The organism is Lentzea flava (assembly GCF_014648475.1).
Lineage (GTDB): Bacteria > Actinomycetota > Actinomycetes > Mycobacteriales > Pseudonocardiaceae > Lentzea > Lentzea flava.
The window spans coordinates 1-22,721 of record NZ_BMRE01000023.1 but is presented as its reverse complement, the minus strand read 5'-3'; the positions used below and the strand labels follow the sequence as shown (position 1 = coordinate 22,721).

At 69.0% G+C, this 22,721-nt stretch carries 25 protein-coding genes and 2 pseudogenes; 13 read left to right on the top strand and 14 right to left on the bottom strand.

What is annotated here, in order from left to right:
• Positions 1-11 precede the first annotated feature (11 nt).
• Positions 12-845, top strand: coding sequence for a WXG100 family type VII secretion target (locus tag IEZ09_RS24685; protein ID WP_189256129.1), 834 nt, complete (start codon positions 12-14; stop codon positions 843-845).
• A 61-nt stretch (positions 846-906) separates the two neighbouring features.
• Here the strand turns inward: IEZ09_RS24685 and IEZ09_RS24680 are convergent, their stop codons facing one another.
• Complete coding sequence (locus IEZ09_RS24680; protein WP_189256128.1) at positions 907-1,572, bottom strand: hypothetical protein; 666 nt, start codon at positions 1,570-1,572, stop codon at positions 907-909.
• Positions 1,573-2,218: 646 nt separating this feature from the next.
• Here IEZ09_RS24680 and IEZ09_RS24675 point away from each other — a divergent pair.
• The 5 genes from IEZ09_RS24675 (at position 2,219) to IEZ09_RS24655 (ending at position 11,597) form a co-directional block, all read left to right on the top strand.
• The gene (locus IEZ09_RS24675; RefSeq protein WP_189256127.1) at positions 2,219-5,278 is read left to right on the top strand and encodes a DUF8616 domain-containing protein; all 3,060 of its coding nucleotides are present in this window, start codon (positions 2,219-2,221) and stop codon (positions 5,276-5,278) included.
• Positions 5,275-5,832: an SMI1/KNR4 family protein gene (locus IEZ09_RS24670; protein WP_189256126.1), complete on the top strand. Its 558-nt coding sequence runs from the start codon at positions 5,275-5,277 to the stop codon at positions 5,830-5,832. Before IEZ09_RS24675 ends, IEZ09_RS24670 begins: the two co-directional genes overlap by 4 nt.
• A 34-nt stretch (positions 5,833-5,866) precedes the next feature.
• Complete coding sequence (locus IEZ09_RS24665) at positions 5,867-8,098, top strand: SseB family protein (protein WP_189256125.1); 2,232 nt, start codon at positions 5,867-5,869, stop codon at positions 8,096-8,098.
• A gap of 182 nt (positions 8,099-8,280) precedes the next feature.
• The gene (locus IEZ09_RS24660; RefSeq protein ID WP_189256208.1) at positions 8,281-9,438 is read left to right on the top strand and encodes a glycosyltransferase family 4 protein; all 1,158 of its coding nucleotides are present in this window, start codon (positions 8,281-8,283) and stop codon (positions 9,436-9,438) included.
• The gene (locus IEZ09_RS24655; protein WP_189256124.1) at positions 9,435-11,597 is read left to right on the top strand and encodes an amylo-alpha-1,6-glucosidase; all 2,163 of its coding nucleotides are present in this window, start codon (positions 9,435-9,437) and stop codon (positions 11,595-11,597) included. The genes IEZ09_RS24660 and IEZ09_RS24655 overlap by 4 nt, the downstream gene beginning before the upstream one ends.
• Before the next feature lie 91 nt (positions 11,598-11,688).
• Here the strand turns inward: IEZ09_RS24655 and IEZ09_RS24650 are convergent, their stop codons facing one another.
• Both IEZ09_RS24650 and IEZ09_RS24645 read right to left on the bottom strand, forming a co-directional pair.
• On the bottom strand, positions 11,689-12,054 hold the full coding sequence (locus IEZ09_RS24650) for an STAS domain-containing protein (RefSeq protein WP_189256123.1): 366 nt from the start codon (positions 12,052-12,054) through the stop codon (positions 11,689-11,691).
• A gap of 52 nt (positions 12,055-12,106) precedes the next feature.
• A pseudogene (locus IEZ09_RS24645) lies at positions 12,107-12,937 on the bottom strand (M48 family metalloprotease); the annotation flags it as partial.
• Here IEZ09_RS24645 and IEZ09_RS24640 point away from each other — a divergent pair.
• A complete protein-coding gene (locus IEZ09_RS24640) occupies positions 12,843-13,169 on the top strand; it encodes a ribonucleotide reductase barrel domain-containing protein (RefSeq protein ID WP_308427935.1) in 327 nt (108 codons plus the stop codon). The pseudogene IEZ09_RS24645 and the gene IEZ09_RS24640 sit on opposite strands and share 95 nt — an antisense overlap.
• Before the next feature lie 9 nt (positions 13,170-13,178).
• On the top strand, positions 13,179-14,207 hold the full coding sequence (locus IEZ09_RS24635; RefSeq protein WP_229812915.1) for a ribonucleotide-diphosphate reductase subunit beta: 1,029 nt from the start codon (positions 13,179-13,181) through the stop codon (positions 14,205-14,207).
• Between the two features lie 22 nt (positions 14,208-14,229).
• Here IEZ09_RS24635 and IEZ09_RS24630 read toward each other — a convergent pair whose 3' ends face one another.
• From IEZ09_RS24630 to IEZ09_RS48145, 8 genes and pseudogenes are all read right to left on the bottom strand, one after another.
• On the bottom strand, positions 14,230-14,481 hold the full coding sequence (locus IEZ09_RS24630; protein WP_229812914.1) for a hypothetical protein: 252 nt from the start codon (positions 14,479-14,481) through the stop codon (positions 14,230-14,232).
• Position 14,482: 1 nt separating this feature from the next.
• Positions 14,483-14,755 (bottom strand): hypothetical protein, encoded by a 273-nt coding sequence (locus tag IEZ09_RS46740; protein WP_229812913.1) that lies wholly within the window; start codon positions 14,753-14,755, stop codon positions 14,483-14,485.
• A 198-nt stretch (positions 14,756-14,953) separates the two neighbouring features.
• Positions 14,954-15,232, bottom strand: coding sequence for a hypothetical protein (locus tag IEZ09_RS24625; protein ID WP_189256121.1), 279 nt, complete (start codon positions 15,230-15,232; stop codon positions 14,954-14,956).
• Between the two features lie 73 nt (positions 15,233-15,305).
• Positions 15,306-15,992, bottom strand: coding sequence for a condensation domain-containing protein (locus tag IEZ09_RS47965; RefSeq protein WP_368856187.1), 687 nt, complete (start codon positions 15,990-15,992; stop codon positions 15,306-15,308).
• Positions 15,898-16,287, bottom strand: a complete 390-nt coding sequence (locus tag IEZ09_RS24615) for a hypothetical protein (RefSeq protein WP_189256119.1) — start codon at positions 16,285-16,287, stop codon at positions 15,898-15,900. Before IEZ09_RS24615 ends, IEZ09_RS47965 begins: the two co-directional genes overlap by 95 nt.
• A gap of 145 nt (positions 16,288-16,432) precedes the next feature.
• Positions 16,433-16,600, bottom strand: a complete 168-nt coding sequence (locus tag IEZ09_RS46735) for a hypothetical protein (RefSeq protein ID WP_229812912.1) — start codon at positions 16,598-16,600, stop codon at positions 16,433-16,435.
• Positions 16,601-16,620: 20 nt separating this feature from the next.
• A pseudogene (locus IEZ09_RS47960) lies at positions 16,621-16,833 on the bottom strand (condensation domain-containing protein); the annotation flags it as partial.
• A 165-nt stretch (positions 16,834-16,998) separates the two neighbouring features.
• Positions 16,999-17,133 carry a hypothetical protein gene (locus IEZ09_RS48145; RefSeq protein ID WP_370467748.1) on the bottom strand — a complete coding sequence of 45 codons (135 nt, stop codon included), beginning with the start codon at positions 17,131-17,133 and terminating at the stop codon, positions 16,999-17,001.
• Between the two features lie 904 nt (positions 17,134-18,037).
• Here IEZ09_RS48145 and IEZ09_RS24605 point away from each other — a divergent pair.
• The 5 genes from IEZ09_RS24605 to IEZ09_RS24590 all read left to right on the top strand — a co-directional run bounded on the left by IEZ09_RS24605 (position 18,038) and on the right by IEZ09_RS24590 (position 20,923).
• A complete protein-coding gene (locus tag IEZ09_RS24605; RefSeq protein WP_189256117.1) occupies positions 18,038-18,931 on the top strand; it encodes a serine hydrolase in 894 nt (297 codons plus the stop codon).
• Positions 18,932-19,108: 177 nt separating this feature from the next.
• Positions 19,109-19,258 (top strand): hypothetical protein, encoded by a 150-nt coding sequence (locus tag IEZ09_RS24600; RefSeq protein WP_189256116.1) that lies wholly within the window; start codon positions 19,109-19,111, stop codon positions 19,256-19,258.
• An 11-nt stretch (positions 19,259-19,269) separates the two neighbouring features.
• Complete coding sequence (locus IEZ09_RS46725) at positions 19,270-19,479, top strand: chorismate-binding protein (RefSeq protein WP_229812933.1); 210 nt, start codon at positions 19,270-19,272, stop codon at positions 19,477-19,479.
• Positions 19,463-19,708 (top strand): chorismate-binding protein, encoded by a 246-nt coding sequence (locus IEZ09_RS46720; RefSeq protein ID WP_229812911.1) that lies wholly within the window; start codon positions 19,463-19,465, stop codon positions 19,706-19,708. Before IEZ09_RS46725 ends, IEZ09_RS46720 begins: the two co-directional genes overlap by 17 nt.
• A 27-nt stretch (positions 19,709-19,735) precedes the next feature.
• On the top strand, positions 19,736-20,923 hold the full coding sequence (locus IEZ09_RS24590) for an FAD-dependent monooxygenase (protein ID WP_189256206.1): 1,188 nt from the start codon (positions 19,736-19,738) through the stop codon (positions 20,921-20,923).
• Between the two features lie 667 nt (positions 20,924-21,590).
• Here the strand turns inward: IEZ09_RS24590 and IEZ09_RS46710 are convergent.
• From IEZ09_RS46710 to IEZ09_RS46705, 3 genes are all read right to left on the bottom strand, one after another.
• Positions 21,591-21,737, bottom strand: coding sequence for a hypothetical protein (locus IEZ09_RS46710; protein ID WP_229812910.1), 147 nt, complete (start codon positions 21,735-21,737; stop codon positions 21,591-21,593).
• 425 nt (positions 21,738-22,162) lie between these two features.
• Positions 22,163-22,285, bottom strand: coding sequence for a hypothetical protein (locus IEZ09_RS47505; RefSeq protein WP_268247649.1), 123 nt, complete (start codon positions 22,283-22,285; stop codon positions 22,163-22,165).
• Positions 22,239-22,586 carry an alcohol dehydrogenase catalytic domain-containing protein gene (locus IEZ09_RS46705; RefSeq protein ID WP_268247648.1) on the bottom strand — a complete coding sequence of 116 codons (348 nt, stop codon included), beginning with the start codon at positions 22,584-22,586 and terminating at the stop codon, positions 22,239-22,241. Before IEZ09_RS46705 ends, IEZ09_RS47505 begins: the two co-directional genes overlap by 47 nt.
• Positions 22,587-22,721 lie beyond the last annotated feature (135 nt).

Sequence of the window (22,721 nt, the reverse complement as noted above, 5' to 3'; positions counted from 1 at the left end):
CTGGGGGAACCGTGGCAGAGGAGAACAGCACGACCACGTGGTCGTCCGGCGCCGGCGTGGTGGACAGCGTCGCGAGCTTCGTCGATTCGCTGACGTCGGAGTCGGAAGGTGAAGGGCCGGACGTCATCGACGTCGCGCTCGGCGGTGCCGGCATGGTCGTGGACGTGGTCGCCACGATGGCGAACCCGCTGAGCATGCTCGCGTCCGCCGGTGTCGGCTGGCTGCTGGAGCACGTGGACTTCCTGCGGGAGCCGCTGGACGCGTTGCTGGGCAACCCTGACGAGATCAACGCGAACACCGACCAGCTCAAGCAGGCCGCGCTGGAGATGAAGATGATCGCCCAGGAGCACCGCGAGGACCTGCGCGCCGTCGCCGACTGGGAGGGCGAGGCCGGCGACGCGTTCAAGCGCGAGATGGAGCAGATGGCCGCCGAGTACGAGGCGCTCGGCAAGACCATGGACGGCACCGCGGCGATCTACGCGCTTTCCGGCGCGCTCGTCTGCGAACTGCGGTCGCTGGTGTTCGGCTGGATCTCGGACCTGATCGGTGAGCTGATCGCGAGCGCGCTGATCGCCGCGGCGTCGGCGGTGGTCACGCTCGGCAGCTCCATCGCCGCGTTCGCCGGCTACGCGGGCACGCGCGCCGCGATGATGGCGACCAAGATCGCGGGCAGGCTGTCGAAGCTGGCGTCGGCGATGGCCCGCTTCGGCGGTCGCATGGCCAAGCTGGCGCAGAAGATGGAAGGCCTGGTCAAGGGGCTGGAGAGGTTCGCTGAGTACGGCGGCTACGCGAAGTCCGCGTACGACGCGGTGAAGCCCTACGACATGCCGCCTGCCACCGCCTGATGACCGGCAAGACTCGGGGATCCTCCTCTCATCACGGCGGTAGCTCACACAGCAGCAGCGGTCACAGCACACCGTCGACACCGTCGTCTTCTCCGGGTGGTGTGGGTGGCCGCGGCACCCGGATGGACCCGGACGCCGTCGAGTCGCTCGGCGGCAAGATCACCAACCGCGGTGACCAGGTCCGCTCCAGCGTCGCGAGCAAGCTGAACATCAACGCCACCTCGGGCAGCGCGGGCGTGTTCGGCCAGGTGGCGATGCAGCAAGCCGACAAGGCGATCCAGACCGCCCGCGGCGGCGCCGAGAAGGCAGCCGCCGCCGCAGACCACGCGGGCACGAAAACCAGGGAAACCGCCCAAACGGCGCGCAACACCGACCAGTCGGTCGCGTCGTCGATGAACCGCATCCAGCCGAACGCGCAGACCCGGACCTCCAGCACCTCGTCGACCAGCACGCCGACGTCCACGTCGTCATCCTCGGGCAACCGCACCTCGGCACCGCCTCCGATTCCGGGCGGCACCTCGGGCAACGGGTCCGTGAAGACGCCTTCCGTCTCCGGTCCGTCGGTGAAACTGCCCGATCGGCCGGGCGGCTCGACCACGCCTTCGGGTGCGCCGACGACCAGCCCGGCCAAGTCTTCGGCTCCCACGGCACCTGCCGGTGGTGCCAAGCCGCCTTCGGGTGGCGCGCCGCCGCGCATGCCCAGCCCGGCAGGGCTGAACGCCGGCACCGGTGGTGCACCTCGTCCTGGCACGACACCCGCTGGTGGTCCGCCTGCGGCTGGTCAGGGCCGTGCTCCTGCGGGTGGTCTGCCCGCTGGTGCGCCGATGGCCGGTGGCCAAGGACGTCCGTCTGCCGGTGGTCCGCCTGCGGCTGGTCAGGGTCGTGCGCCCGGTGGCCAGCCCGTGGCTGCGTCAGCGGCTGGTCAGGGCCGCGCTCCTGTCGGCGGTCCGCCTGCTGGTGCGCCGATGGCCGGTGGTCATGGACCCGCGCCCGCCGGTCAGAGCCGTGCACCTGGTGGCCACGCACCCGCGCCCGGTCAGGGACGTGGTCCTGCTGGTGGCCCTCCCGCTGGGATGCCGATGGCAGGTGGTCATGGACCTGCGCGCGGTGGTCATGGACCTGCGCCCGCGGCTGGTCCGGGACGTACCCCTGCTGGCGGGCCACCCGCCGGAACGCCGATGGCCGGTGGCCAAAACCGCCCGCCGGGCGCCCCGGCGCACCCGATGGGCACGCCCAATCCCGGTGCACCCGTTCACCCCGCACCCGGCCGAGGCGGCCCCGGCCCGGCGAACACGGCTCCCAACCCGGGCGGCCCGCCGCCTCGCACCTCACCTCAAGGCTTCGGCGGCCCGAACCCCGGCGCACCTCCCGGCATGCGTCCGGGAGGACCCGGCCCGCACCCCGACGGCCCAGGCGCTCACCCCGGCATGCCTCCTGGCGGTCCCGGCATGCGTCCCGGTGGTCAGGGCATGCCTCCCGGTGGTCCGCCCATGCGTCCCGGCATGGCCCCCGGACACCCCAACGGTCCCGGCATGGGCGGACGTCAGCCGGGCCTGCACCCCAACGTTCCGAACGGGCCTGGTGCGCCTCGTCCTGGCGGTCCGCCCTCCGGCTTCCACCAGCAGCCCGCGCCGGCGGGACACGCTCCGGCACGTCCGGCACCGCCCGGCCACGGCAACCCGCCCGTCCCGCACGGTGGCGACCGCCGTCCCGGCATGCCGCCGCAGTCGTTCGCGCCTCCCGTGCGCCCGCATCCGGGTGTGCCGCCCGCCCCCGGTTCCTTCGGCCCGACCGGCTCCCAGCCGACGCCGGACACCCAGCACCGGACGCCGGACACCCATCAGTCCACACCGGACACTCAGCACCGGACGCCCGACACCCGGCAACCGCAACAGCAACACACCCCGCCGCCTCCCGGCCCGGACGGCGGCCCACCGGTCGCCATGCGGTACGTCGATCCGTCGACGTACGGGGTGGACCCGTCGAAGGTCGTGCACCGGGACGTTCCCGGCTGGATGCGCGACGAGAACGCCCTGTACCGGGGCGACCGGCGGTCACCGGAGGAGATCAAGGCGGCCGGCGGCTTCGACGTGCCGCGGCCCGACGAGAAGCCGGACCTGGTCCGGCACGTCGACGGGCACACCAACGCCTACGTCAGCACCAGCTCCGACCAGCGCGTCGCGATGGAGGAGGCAGGCGTCGGCGCCGGCAAGATGTACGTGGTCAAGGCGCCGGGCGGCATCATGACCGACGACACGCTGCACAACGTCGGCCATCACCGCGAGTACTCCGAGAAGGAGACGCTCTTCCCCGGTGGCATCGACTGGCGTTACGTCGAGGGCTGGCACCAGGTCCGGTACGAGGCGGGCGGATACGTGCTCGGGCCGTTCGTGCCGAACCCGGACTTCGTCGGCCACAAGACCACCTCCGACAGCACCACCGCGCAGTCGGACAGCCCAGCTGAGCGGCCGCGTCCGAGCCGGGAACCGGTGTCACCGCAGCACAGTGACAGTCCGGCGAAGGCCGACACGTCCGAAGAGCGCCGGCAAGGCCCGACGCAACCACTGCCGTCCCAGCCGCGGCAGTCGGACCTGCCACGCCCGTCCATCGCGGACCGGCTCAACACCTCGCAGCCGTCCCAGCCGACGTCCCAGCAGCCGCCGACGCGCACCGACCGGCAGTCCACGCCGTCGATGCTCGACCGCCTGAACGCGCAGGATTCCACCAGCCGACCGGCTCCCGACACCGCGCGGGACCACACCCCGCCGAGCCATCCCAAGCCCGAAGCCGATCGGACCGACCAGCCGCGCCCGGTCCAGGATCAGCCGCGCCCGGTTCAGGATCAGCCGCATCCGGCCCAGGACCGTCCACACCACGACCAGGACCGCCCGCTCCACGACCAGGACCGCCCGCACCACGACCAAGACCGCCCACACCACGACCCGGCCCCGCAAGACCAGGCGCACCACCACGACGAACCGTCCAAACAGGACCACGACCAGCATCACGACCAGCACCACGACACCGACCGCCGCGACGAAGAGCCCCCGCAACGCCCGCGGAAACCGCTCAGCGACCGCCTCGGCTCGCTCAGCGAGGAACTCGACCCGGTCGTGCGCGACCACGTGCGCAGCACTCCGGCCGGCATGTCGATCTACGACAAGAGCGTGGACGGCAACAGCATCTACTCGGCCGACGCACTGCCCAGGATCCCGGGCCAGTTCGTCGTCGACGTGCACAGCAACGCGGTCAACGCACATGTGGGCAACTACCCTCTCACCGCGAGGGACGTGGCAGACATCGTCCGCGCGAACCCCGACTACAAGCCCGGCGACCCGATCACCCTCATCGGCTGTGACGCGGGCAAGCAGGACGACGGGTTCGCGGCCCAGCTCGCCCAGGAGCTCGGCGTGCCGGTCACCGCACCGAACACGGACGCCTGGGTCGACTACGACGGCAACCTCTTCGCCAGCAGGAGCGACAGCAACAACCGCCCCGGCTGGCCGCCGGACGGCGAGTGGCGCACGTTCGGTCCGGACGGCTCGCAGACCATTCACGAAAGTCCTCACCCGCCAGGGCACGAGCCCAACTGGGGCGACGAAACGCCCGAGTCCGCGCCGGAGTCCGCCGAGCGGCGAGGCGAGCGGGAGGACGACTTCCGCGAGCTGCGCGAGGAGAACCGCGAGAAGCGCGAGGAGGGGCTCGACTCCGTTCGCGAGATGACCGGCCGCAACCCGAGCACGGACGCCGAACGCCGCCCGCACGAGCGCACCCTCTCGACGGCGCGTTACCGCAGCGACCGCGACGGCGAGTCGGCCGACTTCTACAACTTCAGCGGCAAGCAGCACGACTGGAGTCCCGCGGCGGAAGCCCCGCAGCAGCCGCCGAAGAACGAGCGCCTCTTCGAGACGTCCAACGCGACCTCGTACGACCCGGAGAGCGGCGGCTGGCGCGACGGCAGCGGCACGCCCAGGGTCAACGACTCGGAACCGAAGATGTTCGAGGACCTCGCGCGGCACCAGCTCGCCGAGTACAGCGGGTTGTCCCGCAAGGAGGTCGACGCGGCGTTGCGCGAGGCCAACAAGATGGTCGACACCCTCGCCAAGGAAGACCCGAACTACTACCGGGACGGCTTCAAGGGCGAGGTGCAGCGCACGCAGGACCGCATGTCCCTCGCGATCGACGAGCTGAACAAGCGCGCCGCGGCGCAGGCCGAGGCGAACGGCACGACGTACACGCCGTTCTCCGCAGCCGACATCTCGGGCGATCTCCGCATGGTGGTCGACCTGCCGTCGGCCAAGCGCGACGGGACACCGGCCGAGTTCCAGATCTGCATGTCGTGCCAGAAGGTCATGCTCGCCTACGAGCGCATTTTCCCGAACATGCGACTGGAAGTCGTCAACCGAGCTGGAGAAAGGCTCTACCCGCTGTGAACCAACCGACTGACAACCCGATCGAGCGCATCGACGCCATCTTCGACCGCGTGTGCGCGGCCGGTCTGCGCCGCGGGTCCGTGGTCGGCGCGTCCGACGACGAGATCGACCAGATGGCGGCGGAGCAGGGCGTGGACCGCGTTCCCGAGGCGGTGCGCGAGGTTCTGCGGATCATGGGTGTCCAATCAGGACTGTGGCTCGCCGGCACGGCGTTCGGGGTCAACGCGATGACGGCCGAACGCAAACGGCACGTCGTCGCCACGCTGAACCAGCTCGACCACGAGCTCGCCGACCCGCGCGGCCTGCTCGCCCTCACGGCCCACCAGGGCTACGCCTACCACGTCGTCGACGGCGCCGACCTGGACCAGGACGACCCGCCCGTCTGGGACGTCGTCGAGGGCGAGGGCGCGCGCAAGGCGTGGGACAGCGTCAGCGACTGGTTCGCCGGCACCTCGCCGAACGTCACCGATCTCCGCGACATGCTGGAGATGATGGAGGAGATGGGCAAGCAGCCGCCGAAGTGGGCCGAGTTCGTCGAACCGCGACAGTCGTGACCGTTTTCCCTGTGTGCGCCGAGGAGTGAAGCACGTGCAGTTCGACATCGCGATCGACGGGAACAAGGCGTTCCGGATCGAGCCTGGCGCGGACGCGACGACCGCGCAGTTCGAGACGGTGCTGGGCGCCGAGATCTGGCGCGTCACCGACGAGGGCGCGGCCCCGACCGACCTGGACCCGTTGCAGGGCCACCTGAGCGACGAACGGCTGGTCTTCCTCCGCGAACTGCCACCGCTGCCAGGGGCGTGGCCGCAGTACCCCTCACTGCCGTCCGGCGACAAGATGCCGCGCACCAACACCTCGATCGCCGGCCAGGTCGGGGAGGCTCTCGTCGCGCACGCTCCGGAGGGCTGGCAGCAGATCAACCTCCAGTGCCGTGCGCTCGTCCGCCGCATGGAGATCGAGGCGACGGTCATCATCGACGGCACCACCCACGTGTGGGTGCCGCCGGTGATGGTCAGCCAGTGGCTGCACCGGCAGCGGCTGCGCGACTTCCGCAACAGTCTGGGCACCTGGTTCGTCGCGAACCTCAAATTCGTCGCCGGTGGTGAGACCACGCGCCGGTTCCTGGTCGAAGGCGGGCCCGAGTGGCTGATCCCGCCAGGCCGCGATGATCACGTCGCACTGGAACACGCCGCAGACGAACTGCGCCTGTTGCCGCGGCGGCCCGAAGCGGTGCCGGACTGGATGTGGCACGCGGCCGGCAAGGTCCACGCGGACGGCCTTTCCCGAGTGATCACACCGCAGCAGGACACCGACACCAAGCTCGAACTGGCGCGCCCGTTCGACGCGGTCGAGGACGGCAGGGGAGTCTGGTACCGGCCGATGATCGGTGCCTGGGAACAGATTCTGCTGCTGCGCTACCTGGAGAACGCTCCTGTCGTCCTGTCGTCCCGAGGCTCGGCGAAGGACCTCTTCACCGGCGACGACGAGGAAGTCGTGCCGCTCGCCTTCCACACCGACGGCCGGTGGGTGTGGCCCGCGAGCGTGGCGTACTACCTGCGCAAGCACGAGATCCCGCCGTCGATGGCTCTGGTCGACCACATCCGCCAGCAGCGCTACGAGATCCACGCCGTCCCGGAGATCGCGAAAGCCCGCGCCGCCGCACTCGCGATGGGCAGGCCGTTCAGCGAGAACCAGGTCGAAGCGACGTTCCGCAAGGCCCTGACCCCGCTCCTCGACGTGATCAAGCGCGTCCAGACCAGCCCGCGCTTCTACAGCCTGGAGGGTCACCGCGACCAGGCGTGGTGCCTGGTCCGCGACGGCGACTGGTACGAGGTCTACTGGGCAGAGGGCGACCTGAAGAAGAAGCACGAGCGTTTCGGGGACATCCGCAACGCCGTCACCTACCTGATCGGCCAGCTCATCGAGAACCAGGACGCGCTGCAGTGGGAGATCGGGGAAGAACTCCCCGCGTGGCAGTCGCCGTACCAGGTCATCTCCGAACTCGACCCGCCGCTCGACACGATGTCCGACATCCGGTTCACCAAGGTCGAAGACCTGTTCGTGCACCGCTACGGCGCCCCGGACGGCAACCTCGCCTACGAGACCGAGATCGAGTCGGACCGCGAACACCACCTGTACCGCCTCAAGGGCCCGTGGGCGCTGATCACCGCCGTCACCGCGGAAGGCGCCCGCGTCTACGTCCTGCCGAAGCCGTTCCTCGAGTACCCGGACTACATCGACGACTTCACCCTGCACCCCGGCCTCCCCCCGGCCACGGAGTCCCTGCGCGACCAGGCCCGCCGCCAGGTCCCGGACAAGTGGCTGTGGTGCGCGGACCCGGAGGTCAACCCGAACTACATCGAGGGCATCCCGGACGCGACCCTGTTCGGCGCCTACGCCGTGGGCGAGGACGGCGAACTGACCGGCGAGACCTACCTGAACCCCAACTACAGCCCGGGCCCCCGCCGCCGCGGCTTCCCGGAACCGCTGTCGGACCTCGACGTCGTCCTGGGCTACGTCGCCGTCGGCTGGGCCACTCAGCAACGCCTGCTGACGGCCACGCTGGAAGCCAACCTGATCGCCGAAACCGACGGCCAGGGCAACCTGCGCATGGGCGTGACCCGGGACGGCCAACGCTTCGTGGCCGTGTGGACAGCACCGGGCCACGTACCGCAGGACGCCGCCTCCCCGATGCAGACGACCGGCCGCGAACTGGCCCCGGCCCTCGCCGGCGGCGTGCTGGTGATCAACCCCGGCGGCGTGCTCGGTGTGGAGCTGCCGGGCGACGACCTGATCGCCGCCCTGAACACGACTTCCTAGCCGAGCACCGCCCCGAACCGGCCCTGGCACTCCCGAAGACCTGGATCAGCAGGGCAGTTGCGCCAGTGGGCGAATCCTGTTAGCAGTCTATGTCGAAGAGTGCTAATCCCGGGTTCGGGGTTCGAGGAGGGGAAGTGGTGTTGAGCAGTGTGTCTTGTGTCGATTCGTCGTTGCGGGTTGCCATGGTCGCCCCGCCCTACTTCGACGTTCCTCCCAAGGCATACGGCGGCGTCGAGGCCGTTGTCGCGGACCTCACGAACGCACTGTCCGGCCGCGGTCATGCGGTGACCCTGATCGGCGCCGGTCAGTGCGACGCCGCGGCGGAGTTCGTACCGGTCTGGGACCGCACGGTTCCGGAGCGCCTGGGTGAGCCCTATCCCGAGGTGGTGCACGCGGTGGCCAGCCGCCGCGCGGTCGAGCGGCTCGTCGAGACCGGGGGTGTCGACGTGGTGCACGACCACACGTTCGCGGGGCCGCTCAACGCGGCCGCGTACCGCGCGCTGGGGGTGCCGACCGTCGTCACGGTGCACGGGCCGGTGAACGACGACCTGCACCGGTACTACCGCGAACTGGGTGATGACGTGCACCTGGTCGCGATCAGCGATCGGCAACGTCAGCTGGCGCCGGACCTGAACTGGATCGGCACCGTGCACAACGCTCTGAACGTCGAGGACTGGCCGTACGAGGAGCGCAAGGGCGAGTACGCGTTGTTCCTCGGCCGGTTCCACCCGGACAAGGCGCCGCACCTCGCCCTGGACGTGGCGCACGCCGCCGGCGTGCCGCTGATCCTCGCCGGCAAGTGCGCGGAGCCGATCGAGCAGGAGTACTTCGAGCGCGAGGTCCGGCCGCGACTCACCGACAACGACCACGTGTTCGGCGTCGCGGACGCCGCCCAGAAGCGCAAGCTCCTGGCAGGGGCGCGTTGCCTGCTGTTCCCGATCCAGTGGGAGGAGCCGTTCGGCATGGTCATGATCGAGGCCATGGCGTGCGGGACGCCGGTGGTGGCGCTGCGCCGCGGTGCGGTGCCCGAGGTCGTTGTGGACGGTGTCACCGGACTGGTCCGCGACGAGCCGCAAGAGCTCGTGAGCGCGCTGCACGACGTGCGCGACATCGAACCGGCCAAGTGTCGTGCGCACGTCAAGGACAACTTCGGCGCGGACCGGCTCGGTGCCGGCTACGAGGCCGCTTACCGCCAGGCCTTGCGACGGTCGCAGCCGGCGCTGGAGACGCTGCGTCAGGAGTACCCGGTGCTGGACTCCGCGCTGGAACAGCGCTACGGCAAGCGGTTCCGCGACAACGCTGACACGGCCAGCCTGCGCACCAGCGGAGATCGGTCATGACGGAGGGACCGGCGCCCACGGCGCTCAACGCCGGCGAGCCGGTGATGAGCCAGGCCGGCAACGGCACGGTCACGCTGGTCGACGGCAGCACGTTCTGCCTGTCCAACACCACCGGCGACGTCGAGCTCGGCACCTCACACGGGTTGTTCTACCGCGACGCGCGGATGGTGTCGCGGTGGGAACTGCGCCTGGACGGGCAGCCGCCACACGCGTTGTCCGTGGTGGCACCGGAGGCGTTCGCGGCGCGGTTCATGCTGCGCAGGCCGCCGAAGCCCGGTCAGGCGGACAGCACGCTGCTGGTGGTGCGCGAGCGGCTGCTCGGCGACGGGCTGCGGGAGACGATCACTCTGCACAACCTCGGCAGGGAAGCCACGGCGGTCTCGTTGTCGCTGCACGTGGACGCCGACTTCGCCGACCTGTTCGCGGTCAAGGAGGGCCGCACGTCCGGGGGCGGCGCGGACGCGACGGTGGTGGGCGCAGAGCTCCTGCTGTGGGACCGGTCCCGCGGTGCCCGCGGCCTGTCGGTCAGCGCATCGGCCGAGCCCACCGTCCTTCCCGGCGAACTCGTCTGGCGCGTCGTGGTGCCGCCGCAGCAGGTGTGGACGACCGAGATCGTGGTGCAGCCGACGGTCGCGAACCTGCGGGTGCAGCCGCGGTTCCACCCCGGCGAGCACCTCGAGAGCAGCGGCCCGGCGCGCACCATCCAGGCGTGGCGCGACGCGAGCACCACGATCGAGGCGGACGACGTCGTGCTCGACAACGTGCTGCGCTGCAGCGAGAGGGACCTCGGCGCGTTGCAGATCCGGGACCCGTCGCTGCCGGACAGGCCGTTCGTCGCGGCGGGCGCGCCGTGGTTCATGACGCTGTTCGGCCGCGACAGCCTGCTCACCGCGTGGATGGCGTTGCCGCTGGACACCGGTCTCGCCCTGGGCACGTTGCAGACGCTGGCCGACAAGCAGGGCAGGCGAGTGGACCCGGTGACCGAGGAAGAACCGGGCCGCGTCCTGCACGAGCTGCGGGTCGGCCCGGACTCGAACCGGGTGCTCGGCGGCAGTCACTACTACGGCACGGTCGACGCCACGCCGCTGTTCGTCGCGTTGCTGGGCGAGTGCTGGCGGTGGGGCGCCGACGAGGCGGAGATCCGCGCACTGCTGCCCGCCGCCGACGCCGCGCTGGAGTGGATCGACCGGTCGTGCGGCGCCGGGTTCCTGGCCTACCGGCGATCCACCGACGTCGGGTTGATCAACCAGGGCTGGAAGGACAGCTTCGACGGGATCAACGACGCCGCGGGCAGGCTCGCGTCCTCGCCGATCGCGCTGTGCGAGGTGCAGGGCTACGTGTACGCCGCGTGGCTCGCGCGGGCCGAGCTCGCGGAGGCGTTCGGCGACACCGAGACCGCGGTCCGGCTGCGGGAGCAGGCGGCGAAGCTGCGGCACCGGTTCGCAGAGGCCTTCTGGCTGCCCGACCGCGGCTGGTACGCGGTGGCGCTGGACGGCCGCGGAGACCGGGTGGACGCCCTGACCAGCAACGCCGCGCAGTGCCTGTGGAGCGGCATCGTGCCGGACGAGCACGCGGCCGTGCTGGTCGAACGTCTCGCGTCCGAGGACATGGACACCGGCTACGGCTTGCGGACGCTCGCCTCGAACATGGGCGCGTACAACCCGATGAGCTATCACAACGGGTCGGTGTGGCCGCACGACACCGCGCTGGCGGTCGCGGGCCTGCTGCGGTACGCGCACGTTCCCGGCGCGGTGGAGCTGGCGCAGCGGCTGGCGCTCGGACTGCTCGACGCGGCGGCGGCGTTCGGCGGGAGGCTGCCCGAGCTGTTCTGCGGGTTCGCCCGGTCGGAGTTCAGCCCGCCGGTGCCCTATCCGACCTCGTGCTCGCCGCAGGCGTGGGCGAGCGCGGCACCGTTGCTGCTGGTGCGGTCCTTCCTCGGGCTGCGGCCACACGTCCCGGGCCGCCGCCTGGAGCTGAACCCGCACCTGCCGTCCGCCTGGGGCACGGTGAAGCTCACGGACCTGCGGCTGGGCAACGCCACCTTGCACGTCAGCGCGACCGGCGAAAGCGCCACCGTGAGCGGAATGCCCGGCGACTGGACGCTGGAAGGTCGTTGCCAGGCGCAGGATTCGACGACGCAACCCGAACACCACGGCTGACTCCTGCTGCGGTGAAGCCGGGGACGGGACGGCTGAATCCACGCCGGACGCCGGCCGTCCCTCCCCGGCGAGTTCGAGACGAGGCAGCCGGTCACCCCACCGCTTCGTCCGTCCCGCACACCACGTCGTCTAGTGACTCCTCCAGCCGCACCCGCCGGCCGACCTCCGTGAGCCCGAGCACGAACCCGATCCGCGGTGTGACCACCACTCGCAACGCGATCCGTTCAGCGCGAGACCACCGCTCGGCGAGCTCCACGGCATCGATCCCGGCCGCGCCGAAGTGGGTCACCCCGCTCAGATCCAGCACCAGCACGGTCGACGGGGCCACGAGCCCGCACGCGTCGAGCAGGGCGGCGGTCAGCAGCGGCCGCGTCGCGATGTCGATTTCGCCGGCCACCCGCATCACGAAGGCATTGCCCACTCGCCCCATGCGCACCGTCAACGCGTCCAGATCCATGACCAGCCTCCGCGCGAAACCCAGATTCGGACGTCATCGGACGGCTGTTGGCTCAACCGGTCGTTTCGAAACGTAACGGACTGATTCGGGACTTTCGACCACCGCCGTGCACGGGGAGGCCCGCGATCTCGCGCAGGCGCCGGATGCGGTCGGCTGTGGGCGGGTGGGTGCGGAACAGCGCGGCCAGCCCGTCACCGGTGAGCGGGTTGGCGATCATCAGGTGGGCCTGGGAGGCGTGCGGGCCGTCGGAGGGCAGCGGGAGCCGCTGTGCTCCGCGCTCGATCTTGTCCAGGGCGCTGGCCAGCGCGAGCGGATCGCCGGACAGGTGTGCACCGTCGGCGTCGGCTTCGTACTCACGGCTCCGGCTGATCGCCAGCTGGATCAGTCCGGCTGCGACGGGGCCGAGGACCATCATCAGCAGCGCTGCCAGCGGGTTGGGCGCCTCCTCGTCGTCGGCCCCGAGTGGGAGGAACAGGGCGAGGTTGGCCAGCGAGGTGATGATGCCGGCCAGTGCCCCGGCCACGCTGGAGATGAGGATGTCCCGGTTGTACACGTGGGACAGTTCGTGCCCCAGGACAGCCCGCAGTTCACGTCGGCTGAGCAGGCGCAGGACGCCTTCGGTGACGCAGACCGCGGCGTGGCGCGGACTGCGGCCGGTGGCGAACGCGTTCGGCTGGGCGATGGGGCTGATGTACAGGCGCGGCAACGGTTGCCCGGCCGCGGTGGCCAGTTCGCGCACTGTCGCGTGCAGCTCCGGCGCCTGCCATTCGGCGACCGGCCGGGCCGCCATGGCCCGCAGGGCGAGCTTGTCGGACCAGAAGTACGCCGCGCCGTTCATGGCCAGCGAGAGCGTGGTTGCGATGATCAGTCCTGGACCGCGGCCGAGCCAGCGCGGCCCGCACGTCGACCAGAGCCAGTCGCTGAACCTGTTCGTCGCCTCGCCGACGATCGGCAAGCTCTCGTCGATTTACCTCGACGCCTGGAAAGCCGGGCTGAAGACCACGTACTACCTGCGCTCCCGCCCGGCGACGCGCATCCAGCAGGCGACCGTTCCGACGGTCACCTCGGCCGGCACCGTCGCCTGCTCCCCGGAAAACCCCGAGTCCTGTCTGTGAGGCCTGCCAGTGACCACGCTCGGGAACACCACCCGCAAGCATGCCCTGTTCGACCCCGGCATGGACCTCACGCTGCGGCCCATGCGTTACCCGCTGTTCTACGACCGGTTCCGTGACGCGAGCAAGAACACCTGGACGGTCGAAGAGGTCGACCTGCACTCGGACCTCGCCGACCTGAACAAGCTGCCGGAGGCCGAGCGGCACCTGGTGAACCGGCTCGTCGCGTTCTTCGCGACCGGCGACTCCATCGTCGCCAACAACCTGGTCCTGAACCTGTACGAGCACGTGAACGCCCCGGAGGCGCGGCTTTACCTGTCGCGGCAGCTGTTCGAGGAGGCCGTGCACGTCCAGTTCTACCTGACGCTGCTCGACACCTACCTGCCCGACGTGAACGACCGCGCCGACGCGTTCGCCGCCGTCGAGGCGATCCCGTCGATCTGCGCCAAGGCCGAGTTCTACTACAAGTGGATCGACTCGATCTCGGACCTCACGAGGCTGGAGACGCGGGGGGACCGCCGGTCGTTCCTGCTCAACCTGATCTGCTTCGCGGCCTGCATCGAGGGCCTGTTCTTCTACGGCGTCTTCGCCTACGTCTACTTCCTGCGCTCGCGCGGGTTGCTGAACGGCCTCGCCTGGGGCACCAACTGGGTGTTCCGCGACGAGTCCATGCACATGGCGTTCGCGTTCGACGTCGTCGACACCGTGCGGCGCGAGGAGCCCGACCTGTTCGACGACGAGCTGAACGAGCAGGTCAAGCAGATGCTGCGCGAGGCTGTCGACGCCGAGGTGCAGTTCGCCGAGGACCTGCTCGGTGGCGGTGTCGCTGGCATGTCGGTGGCCGACATGCGCTCGTACCTGGCGCACGTCGCGGACCGGCGCCTGCAGGCGGTCGGCATCGAGCCGATCTACGGGGCCAAGAACCCGTTCGCGTTCATGGAGCTGCAGGACGTGCAAGAGCTGTCGAACTTCTTCGAGCGCCGCGTGTCGGCCTATCAGGTAGGGGTGACCGGCACGGTGGCGTTCGACGAGGATTTCTGAGCCGTTGCCGGGGTCGGAGCGATCACTTCCTGCCAGGTGTGGCGACGATCAGGTCTGCGATCGCGGGTGGTGGCGCGGCAAGATCGGGCCCGCCCGCGTCGACCCAGTCGGCGACGCCATGCACCGCGTCGACGTCGAGGATCGACCCCGCCCAGACCGGCTTCGCGCCGGCGGCTCTCGCTGCCGGGCTGGGTTGCACGACGACCACGTTCGACACCTCGCACGTCTCCAGGCAGTCGGCCGCCTTTACGGACGGGAGCTGCTCAGGCAGCATCTCAGCTGCCGGTCGTGGTCGACGCCGGGGTGCTTGTGCTGGTGCCGCAGCAGCAACCTAGGCAGACTGTGATCCGTGACGTCATGATCTTGTTGTACTCGTTCACGGGATAGTGCGAAAAGGTGCCGTGGTTCTCGTCGATCGCCAGCGTGCGGCCGACCTGCGGGAACGCCCGCTGGGCACAGTCGATGCGGATGAATGAGAACGGCGCGCCGCGAGCAGAAGGTCCAACTGTTGGGCAAGAAGTTCGGAACAGGCTTTCACGCTTGCGCATGTGCGTGAGCGGTGTGGCAGTGCGGGGAGGGGATGCGGGCCCCGCCCATGAACCCGTTTAGGGGCACCGCCGTGTCCTACCTCAGTTGATCTTGTCGGGGTCGTGCCCTGGCCAACCACGAGCTCGGGTTCGGCCGGTCGGCGCACACGACGCTGGTGTGCGACCGACTGTGTCCCCGCTCGTTCTACTGTTGCCTGCTCAGGCGGATGTGCGCGCTGCCACAACCTGCTGGGTCGTGCTGAGGGGCAGCGCCATCTGTTGTAGGTGATTTGTCAGTTTCGACAGCAACGCGCGCGCTTCCTCCTCTCCCCACGCATCCGGCCGGTCGTCGATCCGCAACGCCAGTGCGTCACGATCCAATCGGGCGACAAGGGACAGCGGGTAGTGCGTGCCGTCTCGTACTTCCACTCCCCGCGCGGTAACCGTTCCCATCCGAGTCAGTGTTGCCGCGTCGAGCGGGTAGTTGTGGAACACCATGTGCGCGGTGAACAGGCCGCTTCTACCGAGGCGCCAGTCGTCGTGCTGGTGGGTGTACGTCGCGGTCTGCTGTTCATGCAGCTCTTGAGCCAGGTCGAGCAGGGTTGTAGCTAGGCCGCCGCCTCGCCCGGACCGGTACCAGGTTGGTGTGCAGGCCGACGATCTCCGTCATCGCAGGTACTTCTGGCGAGCGGGCCGCGACGGTCGCCGCGAACCCGTCGTCACCGCCGGCCACCCCCAGCAGCGTCGCGGGCCAGGCGGCACGGACAAGGGTGCTGAGGGTGGGGGCCGCGGTCGCGCGCGGTTCCGCAGGACGTCGGTCAAATGGGGGAGAGGCGGGCGGATTTCGCCTGGGGCGCCAGGTTCGGTTCTGCCGCCGTCCACGGTCCGACCATAGTGACCATCCGTCGGAGACGGCGTGATGGACGGTCAGCACGAACCTGTGTCGCTCCGGCCCGATTTTGGTCAAGTGGTACTGCACGAGCGGTGGAAGCGTTGGGTCGAACCGCTGAGCCCGATCGGCAGTGAGTGCCGACTCCAGCGCGCAATCACGTGTGCCGACATCCATGCCGGTCACGTCGGTGTGTCGCCACGGCACCTCCGCGTGTCCCATCACGATCTGGAGATCAGGCTCGGGGAAGCATGCCCGCAGAGCAGGGTGCCGGTCAACCAGCCGCTGTCCGGCCCGCCGCACGGATGTCCGGGTCGACCTCGCCGTCGAGATCGAGGTCGACCTGGACGTTGTAGACGTCGCCGCCATGCTTCACGCGGGCCGTGTGGCGGGGCAATTCTTGCTGCAGTGGCGTGACCGGCAACACGTCCACGACCGTCGGGTAGAGCGCTTCAACCTCTTCGACCTGTTCCTGGTCGAGCCGCACGAGCGGAAAGTCCGAGGGGGTATGGCCGCCCGAGTCCGCTGTGAGTACCGCGAGGTGTGACAGCACGTCGCACCACGCCCGTCCGAGCCGTTCCACCTCGACTGCGGTGAGCTTCGCCCTGTCCCACGACCAGTGGGCGCTGAGTACCGTGCCGTCCAGTGTCTCCTCGGCGAGCACGTTCAGTTCGAGGGTGTGCGACAGCGTTGAACGCTCGTCGGCCGTCCCGCCGAACGATCCGCGACGTCCTGCGGAACCGCGCGCGACCGCGGCCCCACCCTCAGCACCCTTGTCCGTGCCGCCTGGCCCGCGACGTGGTGCCGGTTCATCGCGATGGCGTACCCACGAGCAGGATCTCGTCCACCTTCGCGTGGAACGACTCCGGGACGCTCGTCAACAGCGGCGTGGCGGTCGTCGGTGGCAACTCGGTGGCAAGGTGGCCGTTGCTGCGACCCGTGTCGCCGGTCGGAGCACCGAGCACAGGATCGGGCACCTCCGCCCCTCCCGCCACTGCGCGAGCTCCGCAGTTCGGTCCGTCCTTGTCAGTTTGGCCGCCCAGCGGCGGAACGACGTGGCGGGCAACGGTAGGTCTGTCGTTCGCATGGTCCACAGGTAGGAGAGGTCGGACGCGATGATCCGCCACGACACGCCGTCCACCGCGAGGTGGTGCACGACGAGCAGCAGCGACTCACCACAGTAGACACCGGCGACGGCCGCCGGGAGCATCGCACCATCCAGGTCCTGCCGGTACCTGAGGACGTGTCGTTTCCCCGTGCGGCACAAGCGTTTCTGATCGAACGCTACGTCACCCACCACCGCCAAACGCACCGCGGTGGCCGTCCTCGGCATCACCAGCCTCACCCCGGACCGAGCCGGTCCCACAGAACTGGCCTACCACACCCGCAACCACTGGCGCATCGAGAACCGGCTGCACTGGATCCGCGACACCGCCCACACCGAAGACGCCTCCCGCATCCGCACCGGCCACGCACCCCGCACCATGGCGTCCTTACGCAACCTCGCCATCGACGCACATCGCCTCGCGGCCACACCAGCATCACCACCGGACTCCCCCACGCCAGCCGAGACTTCACCCGGCCACTCACCCTGCTCAGAATCCACCCCTGACCAGTACCAACACGACTTTGCTGGAACCCTTGGGACCACCCCCGCGCGTGCTGGGAGAACACTTCCCGACCAGCGCTTTTGTATGGCCCATTGCCAGTTCGGCCTCAGGTTGCTCCGGCGTTGTGCGCGGTAGCCTTGGTCACTGTTAACTGTGATCACTGGGACCGTGGCCACCGCCTGGCTAGCGAAGTTCACGAGCACCTGTTGGACGTCATCCGGGAGGAGGTCCGGTCGTCAAGCGCCTCCTTTGCGCTCCTCGGGAGGGGCACCATCGACGACCTCGGCGCCCGACAGGAGCCGAAGTACTGGTACTAGGATCGGTTCAACTCCTGCGTCGGCGCTGCCATCAAGGTCAACAAGGTTGAGTGTCGCAACGGCGTCTGCAACACGGTCGGCTAAGTCGCTTACCGGCTGGTCATCGTTGGTCACGGCGATGTTCTCACGCTCACGAGCACAACGCCTCCTCGGCGCAGGAAAACAAGATCTACAACGACGGCGGATTCGTCTTCATGGATTTCGAGTCGTGGTTCCAGTACAACTTCATCCAAGGCAAGGTCATGTACTACCAGGTCAAGCACGTGTGGGATGTGCAGAACCGCATCGAATCGACCAAGCCTGGCGACAAGTTCGCCAAGGTGGCCGGCGGCCGGGGTTCCGGAAGAATGCTTCGCAATCAGCCATTGGTGGGGCCTCCTGCGCCACCTCAGGCCTTAAGACTCTGCTGCCCCTTTAGACCCTCGACTTGGTAAACGCGGGTAATTCTACTGGGCATCCTCGGCGGCACGGCTAGCGTCTACAGAGCATGAAGAAACTTCGCCTGGTCGCCGCAGCCGTCACCGCAGCCGTCACGGCAATCCTCCTGGCGCCAATGCCCGCGAACGCTGACCCCCAGGCCGAGATCGCGCCGGACGCCAAGGCGGCGTTCGCCGTGTTCGACCGCAAGACCGGACGTACCACGATCGCCTGGGACGAACACGCGCAGTTCCGTTCGGCGTCGGTTGTCAAGATTCTCATCGCGCTCGACTACCTGGAGAAGCGCGGCCCCGATGCCGAGATCCCTCCGGCCGACCTGGCACGGCTGGAGCCGATGCTGAGGTCGAGCGACGACAACGCGGCTTCGGAGCTCTGGGTCCAGGAGGGCTGGGAGAAGATCGTCGAACGCATGGTCGTCAAGCTTGGGCTTCAGGACACCGCACCGCCGGTCAACGTCGGATTCTGGGGCTACACGGCGCTCAGCGCGGCCGACGTCGTCAAGATCTACCGTTATGTGCTCGACCGGGCACACCCGAAGTTCCGCGATTTCATCATGGGTAACCTGCACAAGGCGACAAAGTGCGCGACCGACGGCTTCGACCAGTCGTTTGGCCTGCCGAGCGTCGTGCACGGCGAGGTGGCCTACAAACAGGGGTGGTCGCGATTCGGTGACACGCCGCCGAAGCCGTGTGTCGAGTCGCCGAGGCCGCCGACCTACGCCGGCGTCGCCAAGGACGGTCCGCTGGGCCTTGGCGCTCGTTCGGCCGCCGACGTCGACCTGACGCGTCCGGCGATGCACACCACCGGCACCTACGGGCACAACGACCGCAAGATCATGGTCGTGCTGACGCTGGAGCCGGTGGGCACCACCTGGAACGTCTCCGCCGATCGGATCACCAGGCTCACGCGCGCTGTGCACCTTGCGGACCTCATCCTCGGCTGACCCGCTGCCGGTCCCGCGTCCAGGGCCCGGGACCGGCGCCGGGCGTTAGGGGGCGATGCGGTCGAGCGCGGTGCCGTCCTACGTCGCCTGGGTGCACGTGACACGGGGCGGGCAGCGGGTGCTAAGACCGCATCTCGTTTGGGTGTGTTGCGAGTTAGGCGATATCGTTGATCAACAATGGACGATGTGGAGAAGTGGTGCCTGGGGCCGTTGTGGCTGCTGGCACAGGCGCTGCTGCCCGGCAGCGGCCGGAAGACGGATGCGTCCGTCCGCGACTGCGGTGCGGTCGAGAGCGGTGCCGTGAAGGTCGAGGACCGTCTCGGATAGCGGTGGACGAGATGGCAGAACTGTGCGGCCGCAGCAGCGTCGTGGTTGAGGATTTCATGTCGATCAAGGAACGCGGCACCGTGCAGCATCTGGCATCTTCAGTGAGCGCACAACCTCCAAAAGAAGTTGGACCGTGGCAGGCGCTGGCCGCGTTGTTCCCTGCTGCCACCGCCTCGGGCGTGCCGAAGAAGGGCTGCCTATCGGATGATCACGGAACGTGAAGAGCAGGAGCGCGGGCTCTACAGCGGTGCCGTGCTCTGGGTGGACTCAAGCGGCATGATGGACGCCGCCCTGGTGCTGCGAACGGTGTTCCAGCGCAACGGTCGGACATGGTTGCGGGCAGGGGCGGGGATCGTGGAACAGTCCCAGCCCGAGCGCGAGTTTGAGGAGACCTGCGAGAAGTTGCGTTCGGTGGCCGAACATCTCGCTGGAGCGCGCAGCCACGACTGACACACTTTAGAGATAGAAGGGCCCGTGATGATCCCAGTCGCCGTGGTGGGGGCCGGTATTGGCGGCCTGACCCTCACCATCGCCCTGCGTGAGCAGGGCATCGAGGCCTCGGTGTTCGAGCGAGCCAACCGGTTGCGCGATGTGGGAGCGGGAGTGGCCCTGTCGGCCAACGCGACGCGACTGCTCAGCCGTCTAGGACTCGGCAAGGCACTGGACGTGGTGGGTACGGAGCCAACCGAACTGATCTTCAGGGACAGGGCAGGCGGACGGGTAGCTGCCCATCCGATCGGCGGCAGCTACCGCGATCGCTTCGGCGCTCCGTACTGCGGCGTGCGCCGGGCGGATCTGCAGCGGCTGCTCAGCTCGGCAGTGGATCCGCGGCAACTGCACCTGGGACGCGAGGTCCGGTCGGTGCGCGAGCTGCCCTCATCAGCAGTGCTCACGTTCGATGATGGCGAAGAGATCCAGGCTCAACTCGTAGTGGGTTCTGACGGCGTGAATTCTGTGCTGCGCAGCTGGGTGACCACCGAGCCGGGGCCAGCCCACTCGGGCACCAGCGGGATACGGGGCTTGGTGCGTGCCGAGGACATCCCGTCCCTGCCTGATTCTGGCGCTATGCAGTTCTGGATGGGCCCTGGTGCCCATGTGCTGCACTATCCGCTCGACGGTAGGAAGCTCATCAATTTCTTGGCTGTTGTGGACGAACCCGCGACCTGGACGGCATCCGGCTGGACGGAGCCCATCGACCTTGGCCAGGCCACCTCGCCGTTCTCTGACTGGCATCCCTGCGTGCGAGAGATGTTCGCGGCAGCTCGGCCGGGCATTCGTTGGGCGCTGCTCACTCAGCCGCCGCTGCGTCGCTGGTTCCGGGGCCGTGTGGTACTGCTTGGCGACGCAGTCCACGCGATGCTGCCGCACCATGGACAAGGCGCTAACCAGACAATCGAGGACGCCGTGGTGCTTGCGAACTGTTTGGGTGCGGCACGAGACGACCATCAGGCGCGGTTCGCGCGCTACCAGTTCCTCAGGCAGGCCCGCACACGCGCGGTGCAACGCAGCTCCTGGCAGGCGTCGGCCGTCCTGCACCTGCCGGACGGCCCTGAAGCCCGAGTGAGAAACGCAGAGCTTGCCGGACTGGCTGACAAGATCGCGTGGATTCACATGCATGATGTCGGACCAGTCGAGTCCGCCGCGTTGCTCCGTGCAGCGCGCTGAGGGCGCACTTGCCACTCGTGGGAATAGAGCGGACGGGTAGCTGTATATGAGGCCATGACGTTGGTGACGGTGGTGTGGAGCAGGGTGGCCGGTGGTGGCGTCTGAGCGATGGTTGTTGCACGCATGTTCCACACCATCTGGGTGTCGGTACGCTGTTGTTCGCTGGTCCAGGTTCGGGCGAAGAGGAGTTCTTAGGCCAGGACGCGGTGGTAGCGCTCAGCTGTGCTGTTGCGCTGCTGCGATCTCATTCAGCCATTCGAAGCCTTCGTGCGTCTGCGGGGTCGTGGTCGCGTGGTTCCTGCTGGGCGGGAATGATCGTTTTGAACGCCTTCGCTCCTGCTCGGTCGCCCGGACAGGGACACGAAGGTCATCCTGTACCGGTGGAACGGCGTAAGAAGGATGCGGGGTCACCGGTGCGGGGTGCGCCGACGAGGCCGTCCGCGGAAGGTGCTCCAGGACACCACGGACACCAGGCGAACACGCCTGTGGCAAGGGGCCGGCGCCCGTGGGAGCGTTCGCGGCTGGCGGAGGGTAGCTGCTCGTCGCGTTTCTCCAGCACGTCCGCCGGGGCCATGCTGCAGCAGACGTGTCTCGCACTGCGGATGAGGACCAGGCCCGCCACGACGGAGGCCGACGGCGCGGTTTCCCCGGCTGAGCTCCGTGGCCGTCAGACCCGAGGGATGAGGATGGTGTGGTCGAAGGGCCCGCCGTGCGCGGCGGCGTAGGTGACCGCGTCGTTGACCTGGTCGAGATCGAATCGGGTGATGCGGTCGGCGGCGATGTCCAGGGCGCCCGAGGCGATGAGCCGGATCATGCCCACGTTCGCGGTGCGCGGATACATTCATTGCCCGCGCACGGTCACCGAGTTGCGCATGATCCAGGGGTAGGGCAGGGCGAAGTCCGTGCCGCCGAGCATGCCGAACCCCGCCCATCAGCACGACCCGCCCGTACTCGCGCACGGTCATGGCCGCCGCACGTGCCGCCGAGCTGGGTGCCCGAGGCGGCAGGAGGTCGAGCACCATTTGATCGGACCGTCGGCGGCTGCGGCCATCGCGACACGGTCGGTGTCTTCGTCCGCGCTGAGCTCGACCGGGCGCCCCGGCCGAACCGGTCGGCGAGCAGGTCGAGGACGGCGCGGTTGCGGCCGGGAGCCGCCACGTGGCCGACGCCCATGGCGAGCGCGATGGCTACCGCGCTGTTGCCGAGGTTGGCGGTCGCCCCGCTTACCAGCAAGGTCTCTCAGGCCTCGAACCGTCCGGCCAGCAGCCCACCGTGGGGAATGGTGTTCACGCCCAACGCGGACCGCCGTGCCGGATCAGCGAACGCGGGCAGTGGGTAGACGTTCTCGGTGGGCACCCGCATGCGTTCGGCGAACGATCCGTCGTCCAGGCACTGGGCCAGGCGTGCGCCGCCCTCGCCGCGGGGGGCTCCAGCCCTGCAGCGTGATGTCCGGTGTCAGGGCTTCATCGCGGGCGCGCACCGTCGTGTCGCACCACACCAGGTCCCCCAGACGCAGCTTGGTCGCGTCCGGACCCGCGGCCACCACGCGGCCGATTCCGCCGACGCCCGGCACGACCGGCGGAGGTTCGAGCGGGTAACGCCGTTCGCCGCTGAACACCTCGTTCGCGTACGGAGGCACACACGTCGCGAGGACCTCGACCACCACCTCACCGCCACCGGCTTGCGGGTCCGGTATCTCGTGCACCTTCAGCTGAGAGCCGAACGTGGTCAATGTCGCTGCTCATTAGGCCACCATTCCTTGTGCAACCTTGATGGGTAGGGTTGTGACCACTCGGTC